At 42.4% G+C, this 21,197-nt stretch carries 16 protein-coding genes and 2 pseudogenes; 4 read left to right on the forward strand and 14 right to left on the reverse strand.

What is annotated here, in order from left to right:
* Positions 1-105: 105 nt before the first annotated feature.
* Together M2448_RS07935 and M2448_RS07940 are read left to right on the forward strand one after the other, a co-directional pair.
* Positions 106-681 carry an NfeD family protein gene (locus M2448_RS07935; RefSeq protein ID WP_280645741.1) on the forward strand — a complete coding sequence of 192 codons (576 nt, stop codon included), beginning with the start codon at positions 106-108 and terminating at the stop codon, positions 679-681.
* Between the two features lie 33 nt (positions 682-714).
* A complete protein-coding gene (locus M2448_RS07940; RefSeq protein WP_280645740.1) occupies positions 715-2,334 on the forward strand; it encodes a flotillin family protein in 1,620 nt (539 codons plus the stop codon).
* Between the two features lie 80 nt (positions 2,335-2,414).
* Here M2448_RS07940 and M2448_RS07945 read toward each other — a convergent pair whose 3' ends face one another.
* From M2448_RS07945 to M2448_RS08010, 14 genes and pseudogenes are all read right to left on the reverse strand, one after another.
* Positions 2,415-3,704, reverse strand: a complete 1,290-nt coding sequence (locus M2448_RS07945; protein ID WP_280645739.1) for a DUF1080 domain-containing protein — start codon at positions 3,702-3,704, stop codon at positions 2,415-2,417.
* Between the two features lie 421 nt (positions 3,705-4,125).
* Positions 4,126-4,947 (reverse strand): N-acetylmuramic acid 6-phosphate etherase, encoded by an 822-nt coding sequence (gene murQ / locus M2448_RS07950; protein ID WP_280645738.1) that lies wholly within the window; start codon positions 4,945-4,947, stop codon positions 4,126-4,128.
* An 11-nt stretch (positions 4,948-4,958) separates the two neighbouring features.
* Entirely contained in the window at positions 4,959-5,816 is an 858-nt protein-coding gene (locus M2448_RS07955; protein ID WP_280645737.1) for a BadF/BadG/BcrA/BcrD ATPase family protein, read from the reverse strand.
* Positions 5,813-6,982: a heparan-alpha-glucosaminide N-acetyltransferase domain-containing protein gene (locus tag M2448_RS07960; RefSeq protein ID WP_280645736.1), complete on the reverse strand. Its 1,170-nt coding sequence runs from the start codon at positions 6,980-6,982 to the stop codon at positions 5,813-5,815. The genes M2448_RS07955 and M2448_RS07960 overlap by 4 nt, the downstream gene beginning before the upstream one ends.
* Before the next feature lie 8 nt (positions 6,983-6,990).
* Positions 6,991-8,226: a DUF1343 domain-containing protein gene (locus M2448_RS07965; protein WP_280645735.1), complete on the reverse strand. Its 1,236-nt coding sequence runs from the start codon at positions 8,224-8,226 to the stop codon at positions 6,991-6,993.
* A 20-nt stretch (positions 8,227-8,246) separates the two neighbouring features.
* Positions 8,247-9,051, reverse strand: a pseudogene (locus M2448_RS07970) (MFS transporter); the annotation flags it as partial.
* 573 nt (positions 9,052-9,624) lie between these two features.
* Positions 9,625-10,113: pseudogene (locus tag M2448_RS07975) on the reverse strand (MFS transporter); the annotation flags it as partial.
* Between the two features lie 10 nt (positions 10,114-10,123).
* On the reverse strand, positions 10,124-11,419 hold the full coding sequence (locus M2448_RS07980) for a SpoIID/LytB domain-containing protein (RefSeq protein ID WP_280645734.1): 1,296 nt from the start codon (positions 11,417-11,419) through the stop codon (positions 10,124-10,126).
* Position 11,420: 1 nt separating this feature from the next.
* Positions 11,421-12,362 carry a DUF4922 domain-containing protein gene (locus M2448_RS07985; RefSeq protein ID WP_280645733.1) on the reverse strand — a complete coding sequence of 314 codons (942 nt, stop codon included), beginning with the start codon at positions 12,360-12,362 and terminating at the stop codon, positions 11,421-11,423.
* Positions 12,363-12,471: 109 nt separating this feature from the next.
* Positions 12,472-13,929, reverse strand: a complete 1,458-nt coding sequence (locus M2448_RS07990; protein ID WP_280645732.1) for a glycosyltransferase family A protein — start codon at positions 13,927-13,929, stop codon at positions 12,472-12,474.
* Positions 13,930-13,947: 18 nt separating this feature from the next.
* Positions 13,948-15,114, reverse strand: a complete 1,167-nt coding sequence (locus M2448_RS07995) for a DUF1343 domain-containing protein (protein ID WP_280645731.1) — start codon at positions 15,112-15,114, stop codon at positions 13,948-13,950.
* A 491-nt stretch (positions 15,115-15,605) separates the two neighbouring features.
* Positions 15,606-16,451 (reverse strand): hypothetical protein, encoded by an 846-nt coding sequence (locus M2448_RS08000; RefSeq protein ID WP_280645730.1) that lies wholly within the window; start codon positions 16,449-16,451, stop codon positions 15,606-15,608.
* A gap of 69 nt (positions 16,452-16,520) precedes the next feature.
* Positions 16,521-17,663 carry a dipeptide epimerase gene (locus M2448_RS08005; RefSeq protein ID WP_280645729.1) on the reverse strand — a complete coding sequence of 381 codons (1,143 nt, stop codon included), beginning with the start codon at positions 17,661-17,663 and terminating at the stop codon, positions 16,521-16,523.
* 6 nt (positions 17,664-17,669) lie between these two features.
* Entirely contained in the window at positions 17,670-18,854 is a 1,185-nt protein-coding gene (locus M2448_RS08010) for an NlpC/P60 family protein (protein ID WP_280645728.1), read from the reverse strand.
* A 226-nt stretch (positions 18,855-19,080) separates the two neighbouring features.
* Here M2448_RS08010 and M2448_RS08015 point away from each other — a divergent pair, with 226 nt between their 5' ends.
* Positions 19,081-20,343: a putative DNA modification/repair radical SAM protein gene (locus tag M2448_RS08015; RefSeq protein ID WP_280645727.1), complete on the forward strand. Its 1,263-nt coding sequence runs from the start codon at positions 19,081-19,083 to the stop codon at positions 20,341-20,343.
* 2 nt (positions 20,344-20,345) lie between these two features.
* Positions 20,346-21,107, forward strand: coding sequence for a TIGR03915 family putative DNA repair protein (locus M2448_RS08020; RefSeq protein ID WP_280645726.1), 762 nt, complete (start codon positions 20,346-20,348; stop codon positions 21,105-21,107).
* Positions 21,108-21,197 lie beyond the last annotated feature (90 nt).

The following is a 21,197-nucleotide window of genomic DNA, read 5'->3' on the forward strand; positions in this document are numbered from 1 at the left end:
GGAATTTGTTGAATCTTGCTGTATGTCGGGTATTGTATATTTCAAAAAAAATCTTATTTTTGTATTAGTCTAATGAAAACATAACTATAAAACCAAACTGCAATTATGAAAGAGTTCTTTGCCAGCATGGATTCTACACAACAAGTCTATTGGTATATCGCCATCATAGCCAGTGTCGTATTCATCATTCAAACCATAATGTCGTTTATCGGTGCCGATACTGATACGGGTGTAGATGCCGATTTCGATAGTAATCTGGATGGAGGAGACCACCCGTTCCAACTGTTCTCGCTCCGCAATCTGGTGAACTTCTTTCTGGGCTTCGGCTGGACGGGAGCATCGCTATATACGGCTATTGACAATAAGATAGTGCTGGGTATTATCGCCCTGATTGTGGGTATAGTATTTATCGCTATATTCTTCTTTGTCATCAGACTACTGATGCGATTGTCGGAAGACAATACCTTCAAGCTTGAAGATACGGTAGGTAAGACCGCTGATGTTTATATGACCATTCCTGCTGCAAAATCGGGTAAGGGTAAGATATTTATCAGTGTGCGCGGCTCTACTCACGAACTGGGTGCGGTGACAACAAGTGCAAATGAAATCAAAAATGGCTCCATTGTGAAAGTGCTTGCACTGGAAGGCGACATACTGGTAGTAGCTCCACTGAATGAGTAAATTGAATAATAAATATAAATTTAAATTGAAACTATGATTGATGGATTATTAGGAGGAGGAGTTACGGTAGGCGTAGTCCTCGTAGTAGTTGTAATCGTCCTGATTTTGGTGATGACCTCGCGGTACAAGCGTTGTCCCTCAGACAAGATCTTGGTCGTTTACGGAAAAACAGGCGGGGCTTCGGCCAAGTGTATCCATGGCGGTGGTTCGTTTATATGGCCTGTAATTCAGGATTTTGCGTATCTCGATCTGAAACCGATTTCGATAGAGGCCAATCTGACCAGTGCGCTGAGTAAGCAGAACATTCGTGTAGACGTGCCTTGTCGCTTTACGATAGCTATTTCGACGGAGAAAGAAAATATGAACAATGCTGCCGAGAGGCTTTTAGGTCTGACTACAGCTCAGATAAAAGAAGTAGCAAACGATATTCTGTTCGGACAGTTGCGTCTGGTTATTGCTACCATGATGATCGAAGAGATCAACTCCGACCGCGATAAGTTCCTTGACAATATTGCCAAGAACGTGGATACCGAACTTCGCAAAATAGGTCTGAAACTGATAAACGTGAACGTAACGGACATCAATGACGAATCGGGCTATATAGAGGCATTGGGAAAGGAAGCTGCTGCCAAAGCAATAAATGAAGCGAAGGTAAGCGTTGCCGAACAAGAAAAAATGGGGGAAACAGGTAAAGCTATCGCAGACAGACAACGCGACGTGCAGATTGCCGAAACCCACAGAGACAGAGATGTTTCTATTGCTATTGCCCAGAAAGATAAGGAAGTAAGTATTGCCGGAGCATTCAGGGATGAGTCTATCGGTAAGGCTGAAGCAGACAGAGATACACGTGTAAAAACAGCCGAAGCTAATGCAATAGCCGTAAAAGGTGAAAATACAGCGAAGATAGAAATTGCCGGATCTGATGCTTTGCGTCGTGAGAAGGAAGCGGAAGCTGCACGCCTTGCTGTTGCTGCCGAAAAAGTGCAACAGGCAAAAGCTCTCGAAGAAGCTTATCAGGCAGAGCAGAAAGCCGAAATGGCACGTTCGGAAAGAGAACGTTCTACCCAGATAGCCAATGTAGTAGTTCCTGCTGAGATAGAAAAACAAAAGGTAATTATAGAAGCACAGGCAGTAGCCGAGCGTATGCGGGAACAGGCTAAAGGGGAAGCTGATGCTATCTTTGCCAAAATGGATGCCGAAGCACGCGGTTTGTTCGAGATATTATCCAAACAAGCTGAAGGTTATAAAGGCGTGGTTGGTGCGGCTAACGGCGATCCGGTGGCAGCTTATCAGCTATTGTTGATAGAGAAATTGCCCGAGTTGGTTAAAACACAGGTTGAAGCTATCAAGAATCTTAAAATTGATAAAGTTACTGTATGGGATTCTGCGGGAGGTAATGCGAATGGTAATACGACCACAGCTAATTTCGTGTCGGGGCTGATGAAGTCTGTTCCTCCGTTGAACGATCTGTTCAATATGGCGGGAATGGGTCTTCCGTCTTATTTGAAAGGTGATGCTGAAAAATCGGGAGTGACTATTCCGTTAGCATCGGCAGAAGAAAAGAAAGAAGAGCCGATAGTGGAAGTAAAGGAAGAGCCTAAAGTAGAGACTAAGCCTGCACCGGAAGCGAAAAAAGACGACAAGAAGAAGTAATCATTTGATTATCAGATATAAATAAAGGAGCGGATACAGTCAATGTATCCGCTCTTTCTATCTGGCTGTATATGAACCCATTATAGGGTTTTTAGATTCAGATTGCGCCACAGGACTTTGATGCCGCCACCATCGTGTATTTGCAGGGCGATGCGTCCTTGTCCTTTGCCTATCATCTCATCATCGAGTGTTACCATTTCTTCACCGTTGAGCCATGTAGTTACCTTATTGCCCTGAACCAGTATGCGCATGGTGTTCCAGTCGCCTACTTTAAGGAACTCTTCTTTCTCCTTCGGTATCTGTATCAGCCATCCGCGTCCGTACGACTCATATATGCCGCCTGTACCATGCCCTTTAGGAGCTACTTCTACCTGCCATCCGTTGACCTTCACACCTTCTTCGATGAACGAACGGATAAATACTCCGGAGTTGCCATCGGCTTCTTGTTTGAACTCTACAGTGAGGTCGAAGTCGTCATAATACTCGCGTGTGGCAAGATAGCCGTATTGCTTGTCTGGGCCGCTTTCACAAACCAGCAAGTCGTCTTTTACATACCATTTTTCGGTGCCATAGGCTTCCCATCCGTTAAGGTCTTTGCCGTTGAACAAGCTTACTTCCTTAGTCTTGCGTGGCAGCTCTTTTATCTTTATGTTGCGAAACGAAGCCGGAGAACCATGATCTTGCAGGCAAATAACACCTTTGTGTGCCAGTCCGTACTCAGGTGCATTATTCCACTTGCCACTGTTCTTACGGGCAAACCAGTCGTCCGTCCACGCTTCAAACTCCAGTATCTTTACTCCATTGAGCCAATGCTCTACATGACCATTGTCGAATACGATGCGGGCATTGTTCCATTCTCCCTGAGGGTTTACCTTCATCTTAGTAGTGTCGGGCAGATACATGGCGTAATCTACACCAAGACGTTGCCAAGGTTCGAGTACTCCGTCGAAGTTAGGCTCGTCTATCAGCTGATATTCGGGGCCTGTAACGTAAGGCACTTTGTATTGCGGACGCTCTACTACATGGTACAGCATCCCACTGTTTCCACCTTTTGATAGTTTCCAGTCCCAGGACAGTTCGAAGTTCTCATATTGCTTGTCGGTAACAATGTAGCCGCTGGCATCACTGCCATCTCCTTTAGCCTGAATACATCCGTCTACTACATGCCACGGCTGAGTGAGGGCAGTGCCGTTGTAGTCGCGCCATCCGGTCATTGTAGTACCGTCAAACAGCAGTTGCCAGCCTTCGGCTTTTTCTTTCTCGGAGAGGGTGTTATGCTGTGGCTCGCTATTACACGATGCCAACGACAATGCTATTGCCGAACCTAACAGCAACAAGCTCTGAGAAGTCAATTCTTTTAATGATTTCATGTGTAAATAATTTAGTTTAAGGGTTATACGGAGTGTATCCATAATGCCGAGCATTAATGCATCACCGATACACATATTTCGTACCGATTAGGGTTAATACTTATTAATATTGCGATAAAGATAGATAAAAGTGATAAGATAGGGAGTATCTATCATGCTATATTAGAATAAATTAAGAGATAGGGTGGGGTTATTAAACTCTATGAGTTTCCCCGCCTAAAAGGCGGGGGCTTGAAATACCCTCTAAGAAGACTTTAGTCAAATCTCTTTTGGCTAAAGCCATTTCAAATTATCAGCCTTGTTCCTCCACTTGAAAGTGGAGGCAATTGATAGAATAAGACGACTCTGTTATCCTGACCAACGGGAAAGATATCTTTCGATAGAATAGATGCTTCACCTCCGTTCAGCATGACGAATCTTTTTATTTGTTATCCTCGCGGTAGGCATCTACAGCCTTTTTCACTGAGCCATGCAGTAACAAGAGCCGCTGCGATTGCTCATAGTCGAGCCCCAGTTCTTCCGAGACCATGCGCGTGCCCCTGTCTACCAGCTTAGCATTCGATAGTTGCATATTCACCATACGGTTCCCCTTCACTCGTCCCATTTTTATCATGGTAGCCGTAGTGATCATATTCAGTATCATTTTTTGTCCAGTGCCCGATTTCATGCGGGAGCTGCCTGTGACATATTCAGGCCCTACGATCATTTCGATGGGCACATCGGCTTCTTGCGCGATAGGTGAATCGGGATTACTGGAAATGGATGCGGTAAGTATGCCATGCTTGCGGGCTTCGCGTAAAGCGCCTATTACATAGGGCGTAGTGCCTGATGCCGCAATGCCGATTACTATATCTTTGTCATTGATGTTGTGAGCCTGTAAATCGTTCCAGCCCGCTTCCATGTTATCTTCTGCTTTTTCCACCGGATTACGCAAAGCCGTATCCCCCCCGGCAATAAGTCCTATTACAAGTGTTTTTGGCATACCGAATGTCGGCGGTATTTCGGAAGCATCGAGTACACCGAGCCGTCCACTTGTTCCTGCACCCATGTAAAAGATGCGCCCTCCCTGTTGCATGCGTGGCACAATCTGGCTTACCAGCTTTTCGATCTGTGGTATAGTCTTTTCTACTGCAAGGGCAACCTTCTGGTCTTCGCGATTGATGTCGGTGAGCAACTCCAGTACTGATTTGTTTTCCAGATTATCATACTGAGAAGGTTGCTCTGTTATTTTGATGAATGTCATTCTTCTACGTTTTACAAATTGCTGATTGGTTGCTGAGTACCGTAATACCTTATAAGTCCTTCCATTGGTGATTGCACAATATTACCTACACTGATGCCGAAGTCTGTACCTGCTTTTCGCAATACGTCGCGATAATGATAAGCAACCGAACCTGTAAAGTGTGTCTCGTTGTTCTTGTAGTCGTATTGCATCACATTCTTCACAAAGAATTCTCTGAAAGCATTATACACAAGGTTATAGATTGTCCTATCTCCCAGATTCTCGATAAGGAAAGGCGACAAGCTTGCCAGAAAACGGTTTGCCATCGGTTGCTTGTACACTCGGTCGAGGATGAGAGCAGGAGTGAGGTCATACTCTTTCAGAAACTTCTCTTTGATGCCCGGAGTCAATTGATTCTTCAGACATGCTCCGAGAAATAATCTGCCTATGACGGCTCCACTGCCTTCATCACCTAGAATATAACCCAAAGGTGAGACGTTTTCCTTAATCTCGTTGCCATCATAGTAACATGAGTTAGAACCTGTACCTATAATACAGGCTATACCTTTACGGTTGCCGCACAATCCTTTAGCCGCAGCAAGTAAGTCACTGTTTACATCTATGTAAGAGGCGTGTATATTGTCTGCTATCGCATCTCTGATTATCTTGTTCTTTTCGGGAGAAGCACATCCTGCGCCGAAGAAGAATACGCCATCCAGAGTTTGCCCATTAACAACGGGTTTCAGTATAGCAGCAAGCTCGCTGCTGATATCTTCCCTTGTACGGAAAAACGGGTTAGCTCCTTTTGTCGTTATTTGTGCTATTTCTTTATTGCCGTCTACTAAACGCCAATCGACTTTGGTAGAACCTCCGTCTGCTAGTAATATCATATCTTAATATATATTTTCTTTTTATACAATATGTTTCCGATCACCCAGTTGAATCCGACAAACAGCAGGGCAAAGATCAACGATCCGAAGTAGTTGCCCAGATATGGCTGTAAGCAGATATTGTAAATAAAACCTTTGAGGCTGATTGCATTGCCATCGTATGTGATGAGGGTACTCCCCAATATTACAGAGAATACGCCGGCAGCCACATAGATGAAAAGCGGATTAACGCCGAACGACTCAAAGAATACACTCCATTTTTTATGCCCTTTAATGTCAATAATCCATATAAGTAAAGCCAGTAACGTTGCTGCCAGACCACATGTAGCCAATACGAATGTAGGCGACCATATCTTTTTGTTGATAGGGCATCCGTAGCTTAGCAGGAAGCCAAGAAATGTTAGTATTGCTCCTATGATGAAAAGCCTTGTTATCCGCTCGTAGTTATCTTTGGTGGATAACAGCCGCTCGCCACAGCAAAACCCTATAAGTACATGGCAGATAGCAGGTACTGTACTTAGCAAGCCTTCGGGGTCGATAGCCAGTCCGCTGTCTTTGTACATATGGTTTACGCCAAGTATGGCTCTGTCGAATACTGAGATGATATTATCTTCACTAAACTCGAATCCATTACCGAACAGCAGGAGCAGAAAATAGCCCACCAGTGTAGTGACAATGATATACGGGATATATTTATGCTTTATAAGAATAGCTATAAGTGCAGTAGCGCCGTAAGTAATGGCGAGTCGCTGCATTACACCCAGTATGCGTATCTGTTCGAAGTTGGTAATGGCTCTGAAGAATCGTTCGAAGAATCCAAGTTCTGCTCCGGATAAGTCATGGTATGTGCGGAAAGACAAAGACAGCCAGCCTAAGCCCAGCCCTATGAGAAATATAACAACTGTTCTCTTTAATATTTTGAGGAGGGTAGGTTTGTTGAACTCAAAGTTGAATTTACGCAGCGATATGTATGTGGAAATTCCCATAATGAACATGAAGAAGGGGAATACCAGATCGGTAGGCGTCAGCCCATGCCACTGCGCATGTCCTAAAGGCGCATACACATAACTCCACGATCCGGGATTATTAACCATTATCATGCCTGCTATAGTTATACCTCTGAGTACATCCAGCGATAAGAGCCTGCTGCTTTGTTTCTTTTCCATATTAGGTTTTATTTATAAAGATAGTACTTCTTCGATACTTTCTTAAATGGTTCTACTTCTTTATACCAAAAGTCTTTTATGTCGTCGAATCTGTTGTTCTTGGCAAAGTTGAGCCTTACATAGTCGCTTCCCGAAACCTGATCGAACATTCTGTAACGTTTATCGTTTGCATTGTCGAAAACGGCTTTATCAGGATATAAGGTTGCTATTTCCTGCATCACGTAGAACTGTATTTCCGACAGGCGGGCTTTCTGGTAATCCATAATGTGCACCTGCACACCTTCGAGCTGTTTGCCTTGCCCTACCGAGTAGAACGGTTTCAGATATATCGGTCTGAAGTGTACTCCGGGCAGATGCAAGCGGTTAAGATTAGCAGCCAGGTCTCCGGCTTTGAGCCACTCGGCTGCAAACATCTGGAACGGAATGGTATATCCTACGCCGATCGACAGATAACCCAGTTCGCCGAGTATGCCCGATACAGGATAGAACACAGCCGATACTGGTTGTGGGATATGCGGAGAAGACGGAATCCATTGCAGTCCTGTCTCTTCATATATCATTTTACGCTTCCATCCTTTCATCTTCACTATTTGTAGTTTGCATTGTTTCGACAGCATATTCTCGCCATTGAGCAACATTGCCAGTTCTCCACAGGTAAGTCCATAGACGTACGGTATTTTGAATTGGCTTACAAAGGAAATAAATTTATCGTCAACCAGGCCACCTTCTACCTTTAAACCTCCGAGAGGATTGGGGCGGTCGAGTACAATAAACTCGATATTGCTCTCTGCCGCACCTTGCATAGCCAGTCCCATCGTACTGATATATGTAAACGAGCGGCAACCGATATCCTGTATATCGTAAACGAGTACGTCTATGCCTTTGAGCATATCGGGTGTAGGCACTTTCGTCTTTCCATGTAGGGAGTAGACAGGCAATCCGGTTTTCGGATCGGTCACATTGTCTACATGGTCGCCTGCATGAGCATCGCCACGCACCCCATGTTCGGGGGCAAATAGTGCTACCAGATTTACATTGGGTGCTTCGTGCAGTATGTCGATAGTAGACCTCATACTATTGTCTACGCCTGTAGGATTCGTAATAAGCCCTACACGCTTCCCTTCCAATACTTTGAACTTCTGTTCTTTCAATACTTCGATGCCTGTCTTGATCTTTATCTTCTGCGAGAAAGCGGCAAGCGGTGTTAAGCAAAGTATGAATAATATGATAGATAGTTTTTTCATTTTGTTTATTCTTTTGATGTTTACTGTTCAGCATTTTCGGACAATTTGTCTTCTGCCTTCCCGTATTTAGGATCGATTTTGAGCAGTGATACTGCTATAATAGGTATTATGGAGCATATCATCACCCAGATGAAGAAATGATTGTAACCCAGTTGTTCTTGCAGCCATCCGGCAAACATACCCGGTATCATCATACCTAGTGCCATAAAACCTGTACAGATGGCATAATGGGCTGTTTTTTTGTTCTCCGTCGGAATAATACATCAGATACAGCATATAAGCCGTAAAACCGAAACCGTAACCGAATTGCTCTATGAATACACAGATATTTATAAGAATCAGACTTTCAGTCTGTGTAAAGCTCAAGTAGAGGAATGTAGCAATAGTCAACAACATGCTGAATGTCATTGGCCACAGCCATTTTCTTAATCCGCCTTTTGCAGCAACTAGGCCACCGATAATACCTCCCAATGTAAGGCCGATGATGCCGATCGTTCCATATACTAAGCCTACCTCACCCGTTGTAAGTCCCAGTCCGCCAATATCGCGCGAATCGAGCAGGAACGGATTGATTAGCTTCAAGATTTGTGCTTCTGAAAAACGGAATGTGAGCATAAAGAATATAGCAGCGGCTGCCTGTGGCTTTTTGAAAAAGCTTTTAAATGTTGATATAAATTCATTCATTATAGAGCCAGCGGTCAAATGTGCATGCGACTTATCCGAATCAGGCTTTGGCAATACTACCCTGTGGTAGAAACTAAAGACAATAAACAGCCCTGCCAATACGAAAAAGGTAATAGACCAAGCAAACGGTATGTTGCCCGACAATCCCTTGTATTCGGCTGTACTGGCTGTATTCAGTTTCGGGTCGATCTGGAAAACCAGATAAGCCGTTTTATTCCAGTTTGCTTCATTGAATGCCAGACGCTCACCATGCAGGAGAGAGATGCTGTTGTCACCTCTGTTCATGGTGGTGTTCAGTACCATTTCTTTTCCTTGCTCGGGTTGTTTCGATAGTCTTACGGCTGCAACGGCAACGTTTCCTGAGTGTGCCGATTTTTCGACATAGCGTTTCTCTCCGAAGTTTTCCTTTATCCAATTGCCCAAAGGTTGTGATACATTAATTTTCCACCAGCCATCTTTGCTTTTGTTCTTTTCGGCTTCTTTTATAACAAATCCGTTATCTAGATTCATCTTATTCACCTTTTTAAGGAATGTGTCCAACGAATCTTTATTGACACTCTGCGTGCCTATCCGGATATTATCACGATCGAGGATGAAATGTATTTCCCCGTCTTTAGCATTTGTATCGCTAAGTGTGGGGATATATAAAGTCGACTGTGTATATTGTGGCGAGGCATCGATGTTTATTTTCAGAGGTTCAAGCCCCGATGTGCTTTCCAAAAATCCGGCAAGGATGATAAGCACACCTTGTCCCATAATAGTAGCCACACGATAAAATGTGCTTCTGATCCCTACATACTTAGCCTGTTGGTTTGTATTCAGCCCAAGCATATAGAATCCGTCGGCGGCAATGTCGTGCGTAGCCGAACTAAAAGCCAGCAGCCAGAAGAATGCCAGTGTAGCCTGAAAGAAAAAGGGTAGGGGGATGGTGAATGCTATTCCGGCAAATCCGGCACCTATAAGTATCTGCATGGTCACAATCCACCAGCGCTTTGTTTTCAGCAGGTCTACAAACGGACTCCATAGTGGCTTGATAACCCATGGCAGATAGAGCCAACTGGTATATAATGCAATGTCGGTATTGGATATTCCCATCCGCTTGTACATGATCACCGATATGGTCATTACGGCCACATAAGGTAATCCTTCGGCAAGGTAAAGGCTGGGAATCCAAGCCCACGGCGATTTTTTGTTTTCTTTCATGGTATTGTTTTTAATACAATGTTTCTATACTTGCTCCTACATAGTAGTGCAACAGTATCCGGTCGTAAAGGTATCCTTGTTCTCCCATTACGGCAGCTCCTATCTGACACAGTCCTACACCATGTCCCCATCCGGCTCCCGACACTATAAATGTATCATTTTTTCTGTCTATGGTAAATGCCGAACTGTATAGGTGCGATGTGGATAAGATACGGCGTATTTCGAGCTCTTTTCCTATGGTTAACGTTTTCTTTGTTCCAACGATTTTCAGTTTTACAAGACGTCCTGAGGTTCCTCTCTGTACAGGGATCAGTTTCTCTATCAGTCCGAAGTCTATTCCCGAACGTTTCAGTACCAAAGCAGAAAGCTCTTCCTGTGAATAGGTTACCTGCCATCGGTAGAAATCGACCGTTTCCTGATCGTAGTTGTTGAGTACCTGCCCCAATATCTTTTTGTCCTGCGTATTGCAGAACGCTTCGGGGCGCGTATGTATCCAGTTTACGGCTTCAGTCTCCTGTATGAGATCGGGTATGTCTTTGCCATGCTCGCTGTCGCGCAGCTTTACCAAATAGGAATGCGGAATGTCTTCCCAACAGTTTTGGAACTCTTCGACTACACCGCCGCAACATTTCGAGAAACGGGCATCACAGATTTTGTTATCAGACATCAAGACTTGTCCCCATGTCTCACTGATAGCCTGCTTTACTGTTACCAGATTAGCTGATGCTCGTGTAATCCCCTGATAACGCTGGCAATGGTCGTCGGCACATACATCGAAGTACAGATGATCTTCACGGTCGTACCAACGGATTATTTCATCTTCGGTTTCGGTAAAAGTCGAATATTTCTCATTCGCAGCAGCAATTTCCTTATTCTTCTCTATCTGTGCCAGAAGCCAGCTTCGGGAGATAACAGCATGCGCCTTTAATAACTCGGGAGAGGCGGTAGCACTCATTTCGGAAGAGATCACACTGGTAAGGTAATCTTCCACACCTATGATGTTGACAGCGGTTATCATGTCATTTTCCACTATCAGCTTCAATGCTCCCTGAAATACCTGATCTTCTTTGCGTTCCCAATGAAAACCGATACCTATAACTACATCTTTTAAAGTAAATGAGGCATTGTCGTTCTGAGGTTCGAAGTATAATTCATCATACATATTCCCCTCCCAGAGTATCTGTCCGTTACTGAGGAAAACAGTCTTCTCTTCTGTCACCACTTTGCCAAGACATGAATAATCTGAGTTGAGAACAAAAGAAACAGCCTTGTTCCACAAAATACCGATACTTACTTTAGGTTCCATTTTATTGATCTTTCAATTTGTCGATGATCGTTTGCATTTTGTCATCACCGATACAAATCTCTTTTAGTATATCTTTAATATCTTTTTCAGCTATTTTCTTAAAGTCTTTTTCCAATGGAGTGATAAATACGCCGCCCAGATCTACAGAGGCAGGGCTTATCAGCAGATTGTCGTCACCTTCTGCATAAAAGCAGGTCGGGCGATGTCTCTTGCGTGGGAAAATACATGTGTGCCATCTGTTGTTATCGTACCATGTGAGTGTGTTCATCATGGGTTCTTTGTCATCGCTTTTCAGTTCCAGTAAGGAGTATATCCTGCTGAAATATTCTACAGAAGCCGTTTTGTCTTTGGCTTCGAGTAAGAAACCATTTCTCAGATAGTTTCTGATTGCATAAACAGTTATTTCTGCCGATTGATATATTGTTTCTTTAAATTGTGCATTCTTGAGGTCTTTTTCTAATGGCAAAAAGCCTTTGATTCCTGCCTGAAAATGGGCATGATCGGGTGCAGATGCTCCGCACTTAGGCCCGTTATAAAATATTGTGTATTCGTCCAATGCTTGTGCCAGATCGAGCATATTGCCATACCTGTTCAGAATCAGCTGGTCGGTATGGTTGTATGTGGGCATGGTAAAGTGTTCCGGAAAAATAGGGAAAGGGTTTACCAATACCTGATACTGGTCGCCGAATGGTATTCCTCTTTGTTCGGCAGGCAGATTGGCAGGGCAAAGGAAGCACTTTCTTTCTTGTATAGACTTTTTGTCTACTTTAGCTGCTGACGACTGTATGCGTGCCGGATTGAACTGCACCCTGACCATGAATCCGTTGAACTGAAATTCTTTGGTTTCCACACCATTCAGTGCTTCAAAGTTTGATTTAGCTAAAGCCCATTCTGCCAGTTGTGAGCGAAGTAAGTTTCTTGCTTCTATTGATGTTAAATTCATACTGTCTTATTTGTTAAAAAGTGAGAGCCTTGCGACGTTATGAGCAGCATTAATGAATTATAGCTCTCACCTTCTTACTTAACTTCTTACTTAATTCTAGTCTTATTTCTCATTGAGCTTTATTAAAAGCGATGCGGGCTTCTACTTCCCATGTGCGTATTCTGTCTTTATAGGTATTGTGTGCATTCATTTTTACAATATCCAGCGATGCATCCGAATTATCGTCCCAACGGCGGCACAGATACAACACATCATAGATGCGCCCGATCTGGTATTCGCGCGAGAAGTACAGCCCCAGTGCATAATCTTCACCATAACTGGTGTTAGGTACTTTTATTTCCCTGAGTACCGGTGTGTAGAATGCGCGTGGAGCGCCTAGCCCGTTGATGCGAAGTGCATTGTTGCGTCCATTCTCGGGAGTCCATTCTTTGTGATCTATAATGCCCGGAGGTATCATTTGCATATCGAAATCGGTGAGCATATACGAGCCTACTACCATTGCACAATTTTGCTGATAGAAAGCATCCACTATTTTCTGCAATGTGTCTTCACCTGAATACACGTCGTCACTGTCGAGTTGTACGGCAAATTTCCCGCATTTTGGGTGGTGAACGCCTGCATTCCAACAACCGCCTATACCCAGTTCCTTGTTCTCGGGGATAATGTGTATTAACCTTTCATCGCCGGAGAATTTGTCGATAGCTTCGGTAGTGCCATCGGTAGAGTAGTTGTCGATGACGATGAGGTTAAATTTGAAGTTCGTTTTCTGGCTCAATACCGATTTTATGGCATCTGATATAGTACGTATGCGGTTGCGCACAGGTATGATAACGGATGCTTCGTATTCGAATTCGGTTTGGCCAAACTCTACCTTTTTGAATTGTGGAATGAGGTATGCACCTATCTTTTTCAGATGCTCGGTACAGGCCTTTTCCATTTCTATCTGCATATCGCGGTTTTTAGGATCTACATAGTCGAAAATCTTCTCACCGCTTTTGCGTGTATCGTTCTCTATTTCGGTGTACAAATATTCGTTGATGTGTACCAGATCGGCGTTTTGCGATACTTTGAGGCGCAGGTCGTATATTCCTGCGAATTTATATTCTGTATTCATTTCAGATACAGCCTTTTTCAGTGCATCTGTTTTGTAAATAAGCACAGAGCCAAAATTAAAATCGTCACGCAGGCTGCCTTTCTGATATGCTATGACCGGACTGTTTTTCTTTTCTTCACCCGCTATCTGATAATGATCTGAATATACCATTCCTGCACCCGAATCTTTAGCTATTTGCAGCATTCGGTCTAATGCAAAGTAGCCAAGACGAAGGTCGGCCGATTTGGTATAGATCATGGTATATTCCGCATCTGCTTTGGCTGCTATTTTCTTTATTGTAGCTGTCGAGCGTAGCGAATCTATATTGATGATCTCGCAGTCCGACACACTGTCTTTGCAGTTGTTTTCGGTCAGTAAATAGATCTTCTTTACTAATGCCGATGCTTGCAAGGAAGCTATAGTCTCTTTTGCTTGGTTTATGCTCTGAAAAGGTATAAAACAGTTGATTTTCATTTTTATATTATTAGGTTATTATTCTTCGTATAATAAATAAGGTTTGCGCTGTTCTTTAAATTTGGCAACGTCGCCTTGCCACATTTCCTTTATTTCATCAGCCGATTTTCCGGCATTGATCATCGTTCGTATGTAATCGACTCCTACAAGCCTCTCGAAGGACTGGGTAAAGAATTTATTTCCCATCTTCATATTTTTGTAAGCACTTATTACGTGTGACAGATCGAAGCCTTTTGTAAATATTTTTTCATCCGCCACATTGCGCAAGTCTACACCATAACATTTCCTGTTTAGTAGCGGCGGATTTTTAGCGCCTGATATACTTCTCGGCGTAAATGAGAACGTATATCCTCTCATTCTCGGATGCCCATATACCTGAAAAGGGAAAGATGTACCTCTGCCTAAGCTTAGAACTGTTCCCTCGAAAAGGCAGGTGGATGGGTAAAGATATACTGATTTCATATTCGGCAGGTTAGGGGATGGCGCTATTGGTAGCTGATACAGCGATTTGTGAGTATAGTTTTTACACTTGATTATGGTTAGATCGCATTGCCTGCTGTTGGGAAGCCATTTTTCTCCATTAGCCATTAGTGCCAGTTCGCCCAACGTCATGCCATGTACAACAGGTATAGGTAGCCATCCGATACCCGATTTGTGCTTCATGTCTAGTATAGGTCCATCTACATAATGTCCGTTAGGATTGGGACGATCCAGTACGATCATCTTTTTGTTATATTCGGCACAGGCATCCATCATGCGCACCATTGTTATATAATAAGTATAGAATCGCAGCCCTACATCTTGTATATCGAATACGAGCACATCGAACATATTCATTGACGCAACACTTGGTTTTCTATCTCTGCCATCGTATAAGGATTTGATGGGTATTCCTGTTTTCTTATCAGTGGTACTGGCTACATGTTCTCCTGCATCGGCATTCCCTCTGAATCCGTGTTCCGGTGAAAAGATGGCTACAACGTTCACTTTGTTTCTCACTAATACATCTACCAGATGTTCTTCGCCTATCATTCCTGTATGATTCGAGAGTACAGCTATTCTTTTTCCTTCGAGCAACGGAAAGTATTCATCAGTAGATTCTGCACCCACACGAATAGATTCATTCTGTGCATATACTGATGATATACAAAGCAATACAAAAAGTATGTTTAGTAATCTTTTCATAGCGAAATCTTTAATTTTGTTTTAAATATCAAAGATAAAAGATTAAACTGATGTATGAGTCTTTATAATTGGATTCATGGGCAAATATAGACTGTTATATTTGAAAATTCGTAATAATAAATTAATAAAATCACTTAATTAACTATTATTTATTGTTAGATACATAAATTAACTATAGAGATATCTTAAACTGTAGAAAAGTGGGCGTATTAGAGGTTTATTAATTTAATACTGCCTTGGAATAAGGGTTTAAATAGAATTTCATTTCCTGCTATAGATATATCATAGTTAATATAGCTAAATAAATATTGAACTGACAATTTGTTATCATATCGGGTGATTGTGCCTCAACATGCTGTTTATTAATATTTTATACTATATATGTGTTGCTTGTTTATTCTATACAAAAATTAAAATATGAAAATTTAATATAATAAACAGTAATATATTTAAACAATCCATAAAACACATAAATTCCCTTTGCACCTTCTTCAGAACTGACTATTCTCGCTGTGATATTTGATAAGTCCTTTTATAGGGTTTTCGATGATTGCATCTATGTATATCCCCAGTTCCTGAGCTATTTCTCGTAGTATAAAGGAATACATTTTAGCCACAGAACCTACAAAACGTATCGGGTATTCGGTGTACTCGTATTGCAGGATATTGCGTTCAAAGAAAGCGCGTAGATTGCGGCGAACCAAATCGTCTACATAAGGATGCTCCAAATGTTCGTACAAGAAAAACGAAAGTACGGATAAAAGCCTGTTCGGGAACGGCTTGGAATAGACATAATCCATTATTTCGTCCGGTTCTATCTTATATTTCTTATAGAAAGGATCGATCAGGTCTTTTGGTGCAAGTCCTTTTAGACAGTCAGAAATAAAAGCTTTACCCAGCGATGCACCACTACCTTCGTCTCCCAATATGTAGCCTAACGGTTTTACATTCTTAATAATTGCAGTTCCGTCATAAAAACAAGAGTTAGAGCCAGTTTCCAGAATACAGGCAATACCCGCTTCGTCCTGAAACAGGGCGCGTGCAGAGCCAAGCAAATCACTTTCGATGATAGACGGAGTTTTAAATTGAGCTTCGAGTGAAGCTTTTACTACACTCTTCTTTTCGATAGAAGAACATCCTGCACCATAAAAATGGATAGCACTCACTTTGGTTTTGAAGAATACCTGTGGTAACTGTAGCCGTATCAAGCGGCTTATTTCTTTTCGTGTCTGAAAAAAAGGATTGATACCATCCGACAAAAAATACTCGACAATGCCTTCTCTGTCGACTATACACCATCCTGTCTTTGTTGAACCACTTTCGGCTAAAATAATCACAAGCTCAAAAAATTAAGTTAGTACAAATTTATAAAAAGAATAGGGCTGAGGCAGTTAATCATCAAAATACTATTTTAGCCTTTCAATACCTATGCCCGGCAGGTCGTTTAGTGTCATACGTCCGTTTGTGACTGTTACACCTTTGAAACAATCGTTGCTGATCAGCAGGTTCCCATCAAGGTCTGCCCAATCCACTCCCGATGACAGCTGAGTGGCGGCAGATATGGCACATGACGTCTCGGTCATACAACCTATCATTACATTCATATTGGCAGCACGCGCTATCGTGATCATTTTCCATGCTTCGCGCATACCTGTACATTTCATTAGCTTTATGTTTATACCCGAGAATGCGCCTTTGATACGCAATATATCGGGTAGCCGTTGGAACGATTCGTCTGCAAATACCGGAATAGGACTACGCTCGGTAATCCATGCCGCATCCTCCAGATTGTACTTCGACAGGGGCTGTTCGAGCATTACTACTCCCTTTTCTTTCAGCCAGTAGATCATATCCAGTGCATAATGTTTGTCTTTCCATCCCTGATTGGCATCTACGGCAATAGGCTTGTCTGTGACCGAACGTATTGCTTCTATCATTTGCTTGTCCGTATCACGTCCCAGTTTTACTTTCAGTATGTTATACGGCGCAGCCTCCTTCGTTTTTTGTTTTACTACTTCATCAGTGTCGATTCCTATCGTAAATGTGGTATCGGGTGTATCCGCTTTGTTGAGGCCCCATATCTTGTACCATGGCTGGTTCATGAGTTTTCCGACCAAATCGTGCAGGGCAATATCGACAGAAGCTTTTGCCGCAGTATTGTTGTCCGCTATCTTATCTACATAGGTGAGTATATCTTCCAACTCAAACGGACTCGAGAATTGCTCCAGATTTACTTTTTTGAGAAATTCCATGACAGAAGCCTGTGTCTCACCCAGATAGGGCGGGAGAGAGGCTTCCCCGTAACCTGTGATGCCGTCATAAACGATTTCTGTGAGCACAACCGGAGTTGTCTTTCTTGAAGAATTAGCCAATGTAAATACATGGCGCAGTTGCAGGTCGTAAGGCTTGAAGGTCAATGTCATTTTTTTGTTCAGAGAAATGACCTTTTTATTATTCTGAGCAAATATATTGAGTGGGCTTGCAGAAATGCCCGTAGCAAGGGTTGCCAGTGTGGCTGTTTTTATAAAATTACGTCTGTTTGATCTCATATATTTCTATTTAATCACCTGATACATAGGATTATTCTGAATAGACCAGATACCATCTGTATCGACAGCTCCGACTACCCTCGATGCACGTATAAATTCTTTTGTGTTTGCTTCATCATAATTCTCTTTCTTCGGATCGAGACTGCTGATCCTTATATAGCCCGAAGCATGGATAAATTCATTATTACCAATATAGAAACCGACATGACGGATGCGTTCTTTTCCTGTTTTTTGATCTTTTTTACCAAAAAATATCAGATCACCTATTTGTAGGTTTCCATATCCTTTGCTTATATCCACAGGAATACCTGTATTCACTTGTTGCGAGGCATCGCGCATAAGTATTACCCCATGCATGAACAGAACTTGCTTGGTATATCCGCTGCAATCCATTCCTTTTACCGATGTGCCACCCCATACATAAGGTATTCCCATTAGTGTAAATGCCTTTTCTATAATACTTTCCTTTGTTAATTGTAAAGAAGAATACCAATTGTAGAATGGTTGGCATTGCGATTTTAGTACATAAGCAATCTTTCCGTCAGGATAAGCTATTTTATAGAAATCACCTTCTTCACCTTCGTATTTTAGCATATTACCATTCACAAGATCTGAAATCGTTTGGCTATTCTTATTCGGCTTAGAATAGGCAAATCCAAAATAATCGGTAAATATTATTTTCTTCGCTTCTGTCCATGTATTGAACTCGGTTTTTGTCATCGGATGGAAATTGAAATGCTGCGACCAGCCTATATATCCATCGGGAGTTTGTATGCGATACCATCCGTCTTTTTGAAGTATGAGGATAGGAGTTCCCAGTATTGCCTGTGTGGCCATTCCCTCAGTGAAATCCGGTTTTTCCCGTATATCGGCTACCGATAAATTAATCACCCCGAATGTCTTTTCTCCCAGTTCCTTTGCCGGTAAAGTTTCCACATTGTTCACATAACCATATTTCTTTACAACTTCACAAAAGTTAGCATAATCGAAACTGTCGTATATATAGCCATTCAGTGTATTACCTTTTACTTCCACATCGAATACATATACCCGCCTGTCGGGTGCATATTCCTGTCGGAGACTATCTATTACAGCCTGTATCTTACGGTGTTTCGGATTCTGCTTATTCTGACCGGATAAGCTTACTGAGAAAAGGATTAACAATATTATTATGGGGTATAATCTTTTCATAGGATATTGGAAATATACACGCAGTAAAATTCGGATTATTATTAATACAAATATAATCAATATCTATTTATAAACACCTTTTCATCCCAATTCTTTCAGTAAATAACGTACTGAAAGAAATGAAAATATAAGTTTAGATATAGATAATTTACTTTTCAACAAATACATACTTTTTAATAGTTTTTACTACCCCGCTGTCCTCTAAATTATTTTTCTTTGTAATGATATGAACGATAATGTACTCGAAAAGCTCAAAGTGCTGGCTGAATCGGCGAAATACGATGTTTCCTGTTCTTCCAGCGGTACTGTCCGCAAAAATAAAGCAGGCGGCTTGGGCAATACTGTGGGCGGGATGGGTATCTGCCACAGTTTTACGGAGGACGGTCGCTGTGTATCACTATTGAAAATAATGCTGACCAATTATTGCATCTACGATTGTGCTTATTGCATCAATCGCAGGAGCAATGATATCCGACGAGCTACCTTTACAGTACAGGAATTGGTGGAACTTACTATTGAGTTTTACCGGAGAAACTATATAGAAGGGCTTTTTCTCAGTTCGGGAGTGATCAATAATCCCGACTATACAATGGAACGTATGGTGCGTGTGGTAAAAGACCTGCGTACAGTGCAGCGGTTTAACGGATATATTCATATGAAAAGCATACCCGGAGCCAGTCAGGAATTGGTAAACGAAGCCGGACTTTATGCCGATCGTATGAGTGTGAACCTCGAAATTCCGACAGAGGCCAATCTGAAACTGCTTGCCCCCGAAAAAGACCATCGTAGTGTGTACAAACCGATGCGCTATATCCAGCAAGGCGTACTACAGAGTATAGAAGACCGCAAGAAATTCCGCAAAGCACCCCGATTTGTTCCGGCAGGACAAAGTACACAAATGATAGTAGGGGCGACCGACGAAAAAGACAAGGACATTCTTCGTGTATCTTCTATACTCTATCAGCAGACACAGATGCGGCGGGTATATTATTCGGGGTTCATTCCGGTGAATAGCTACGATAGTCGCTTGCCTGCTCTCAAGCAAGCTCCGTTGGTAAGGGAAAACAGGCTTTATCAGGCCGATTGGCTGATGCGTTTCTATCAATACCGTGCCGATGAAATAGTGGATGATTCGTATCCTGACCTCGATCTCGAAATAGATCCGAAACTGGCTTGGGCATTGCGTCACCCTGAAGTATTTCCGATAGACATTAATAAGGCCGATTATGCAATGATACTGCGTGTGCCCGGTATTGGTGTCAAGTCGGCGCAGTTTATCGTAACCTCGCGCAGATACGGTAAACTGAATGCCTCGCAACTAAAAAAAATAGGAGTAGTAATGAAGAAAGCCCAATATTTTGTAACCTGCAACGAACTGCCGATGTACACCGTAAACGAGGCTACACCCGAATATGTACGGAAGATACTCACCGAACCAAAAAAACGCAAAGGGGACGACAGACAGTTATCCATTATATTTCCGGACTAATTATGACTGTATTCTTTTACGATAAAACATTTGAGGGATTATTGACCGCCATATTCGATGCTTACAACCGCAAAGTATTTCCCGATAAGCTGCTGGCAGAAGGCGACGTTGCACCGTTGTTTATGGAAGACTGTTATACTGTAGTCACACAGGAAGATAAGGCTACTCGCGTATGGACATCGCTGGAAAAGAGAATGAGTAAAGGAGCCTGCAATATGCTTACGCATGTGTGGCTCTCGGAAGAAGAGGGGAGTGACGAATTGTTGTTCAGATACATACGTAAACAGACAGACAGTAAAATATCCATAGAGACTAACTTCGGAGATGAAGATGTATTACGGATGCACCAAGTGGCAAAACGGGTTTCACACGAATGCCTTTATCTGAAACAGTTTGTCCGTTTCCAGAAAGCAGCCGATGACATATTCTTTGCTCCGGTTTCACCAAAGTGTAACGCCTTGCCTTTGGCTATCGAACATTTCAAAGATCGTTTCGCTGATCAGAAATGGGTAATATACGACATCAAACGGAAATACGGATATTACTACGACCTGCATACAATGGTGGAGATGACACTCGACAATGACAAACACCTTTTGAGCGGAAAACTGGATGAAAACCTGATGGCAGAGGACGAAAAAATGTTTCAGGAACTGTGGAAAGGTTACTTCAAGTCGATGACCATTAAAGAACGCATAAATCTTAAGTTGCATCGCCAGCATATGCCAAAGAGATTCTGGAAATACCTGACCGAAAAGCAGTAGCTATTCTTACCATATTATATACCGACAAACCCGCTTCGCGAACACTACTACTTATTTGTTTTTCATTGGCATTCTCAATAAATCAATTAA

The sequence above is a fragment of the Dysgonomonas sp. PF1-14 genome, assembly GCF_029892965.1.
Classification (GTDB): Bacteria; Bacteroidota; Bacteroidia; order Bacteroidales; family Dysgonomonadaceae; genus Dysgonomonas.

Coding starts and splice junctions, on each gene's coding strand:
- M2448_RS07935 (WP_280645741.1), top strand. CDS start 106: ATGAAAGAGTTCTTTGCCAGCATGGATTCTACACAACAAGTCTATTGG.
- M2448_RS07940 (WP_280645740.1), top strand. CDS start 715: ATGATTGATGGATTATTAGGAGGAGGAGTTACGGTAGGCGTAGTCCTC.
- M2448_RS07945 (WP_280645739.1), bottom strand. CDS start 3,704: ATGAAATCATTAAAAGAATTGACTTCTCAGAGCTTGTTGCTGTTAGGT.
- murQ (WP_280645738.1), bottom strand. CDS start 4,947: ATGACATTCATCAAAATAACAGAGCAACCTTCTCAGTATGATAATCTG.
- M2448_RS07955 (WP_280645737.1), bottom strand. CDS start 5,816: ATGATATTACTAGCAGACGGAGGTTCTACCAAAGTCGATTGGCGTTTA.
- M2448_RS07960 (WP_280645736.1), bottom strand. CDS start 6,982: ATGGAAAAGAAACAAAGCAGCAGGCTCTTATCGCTGGATGTACTCAGA.
- M2448_RS07965 (WP_280645735.1), bottom strand. CDS start 8,226: ATGAAAAAACTATCTATCATATTATTCATACTTTGCTTAACACCGCTT.
- M2448_RS07980 (WP_280645734.1), bottom strand. CDS start 11,419: ATGGAACCTAAAGTAAGTATCGGTATTTTGTGGAACAAGGCTGTTTCT.
- M2448_RS07985 (WP_280645733.1), bottom strand. CDS start 12,362: ATGAATTTAACATCAATAGAAGCAAGAAACTTACTTCGCTCACAACTG.
- M2448_RS07990 (WP_280645732.1), bottom strand. CDS start 13,929: ATGAAAATCAACTGTTTTATACCTTTTCAGAGCATAAACCAAGCAAAA.
- M2448_RS07995 (WP_280645731.1), bottom strand. CDS start 15,114: ATGAAAAGATTACTAAACATACTTTTTGTATTGCTTTGTATATCATCA.
- M2448_RS08005 (WP_280645729.1), bottom strand. CDS start 17,663: ATGAGATCAAACAGACGTAATTTTATAAAAACAGCCACACTGGCAACC.
- M2448_RS08010 (WP_280645728.1), bottom strand. CDS start 18,854: ATGAAAAGATTATACCCCATAATAATATTGTTAATCCTTTTCTCAGTA.
- M2448_RS08015 (WP_280645727.1), top strand. CDS start 19,081: ATGAACGATAATGTACTCGAAAAGCTCAAAGTGCTGGCTGAATCGGCG.
- M2448_RS08020 (WP_280645726.1), top strand. CDS start 20,346: ATGACTGTATTCTTTTACGATAAAACATTTGAGGGATTATTGACCGCC.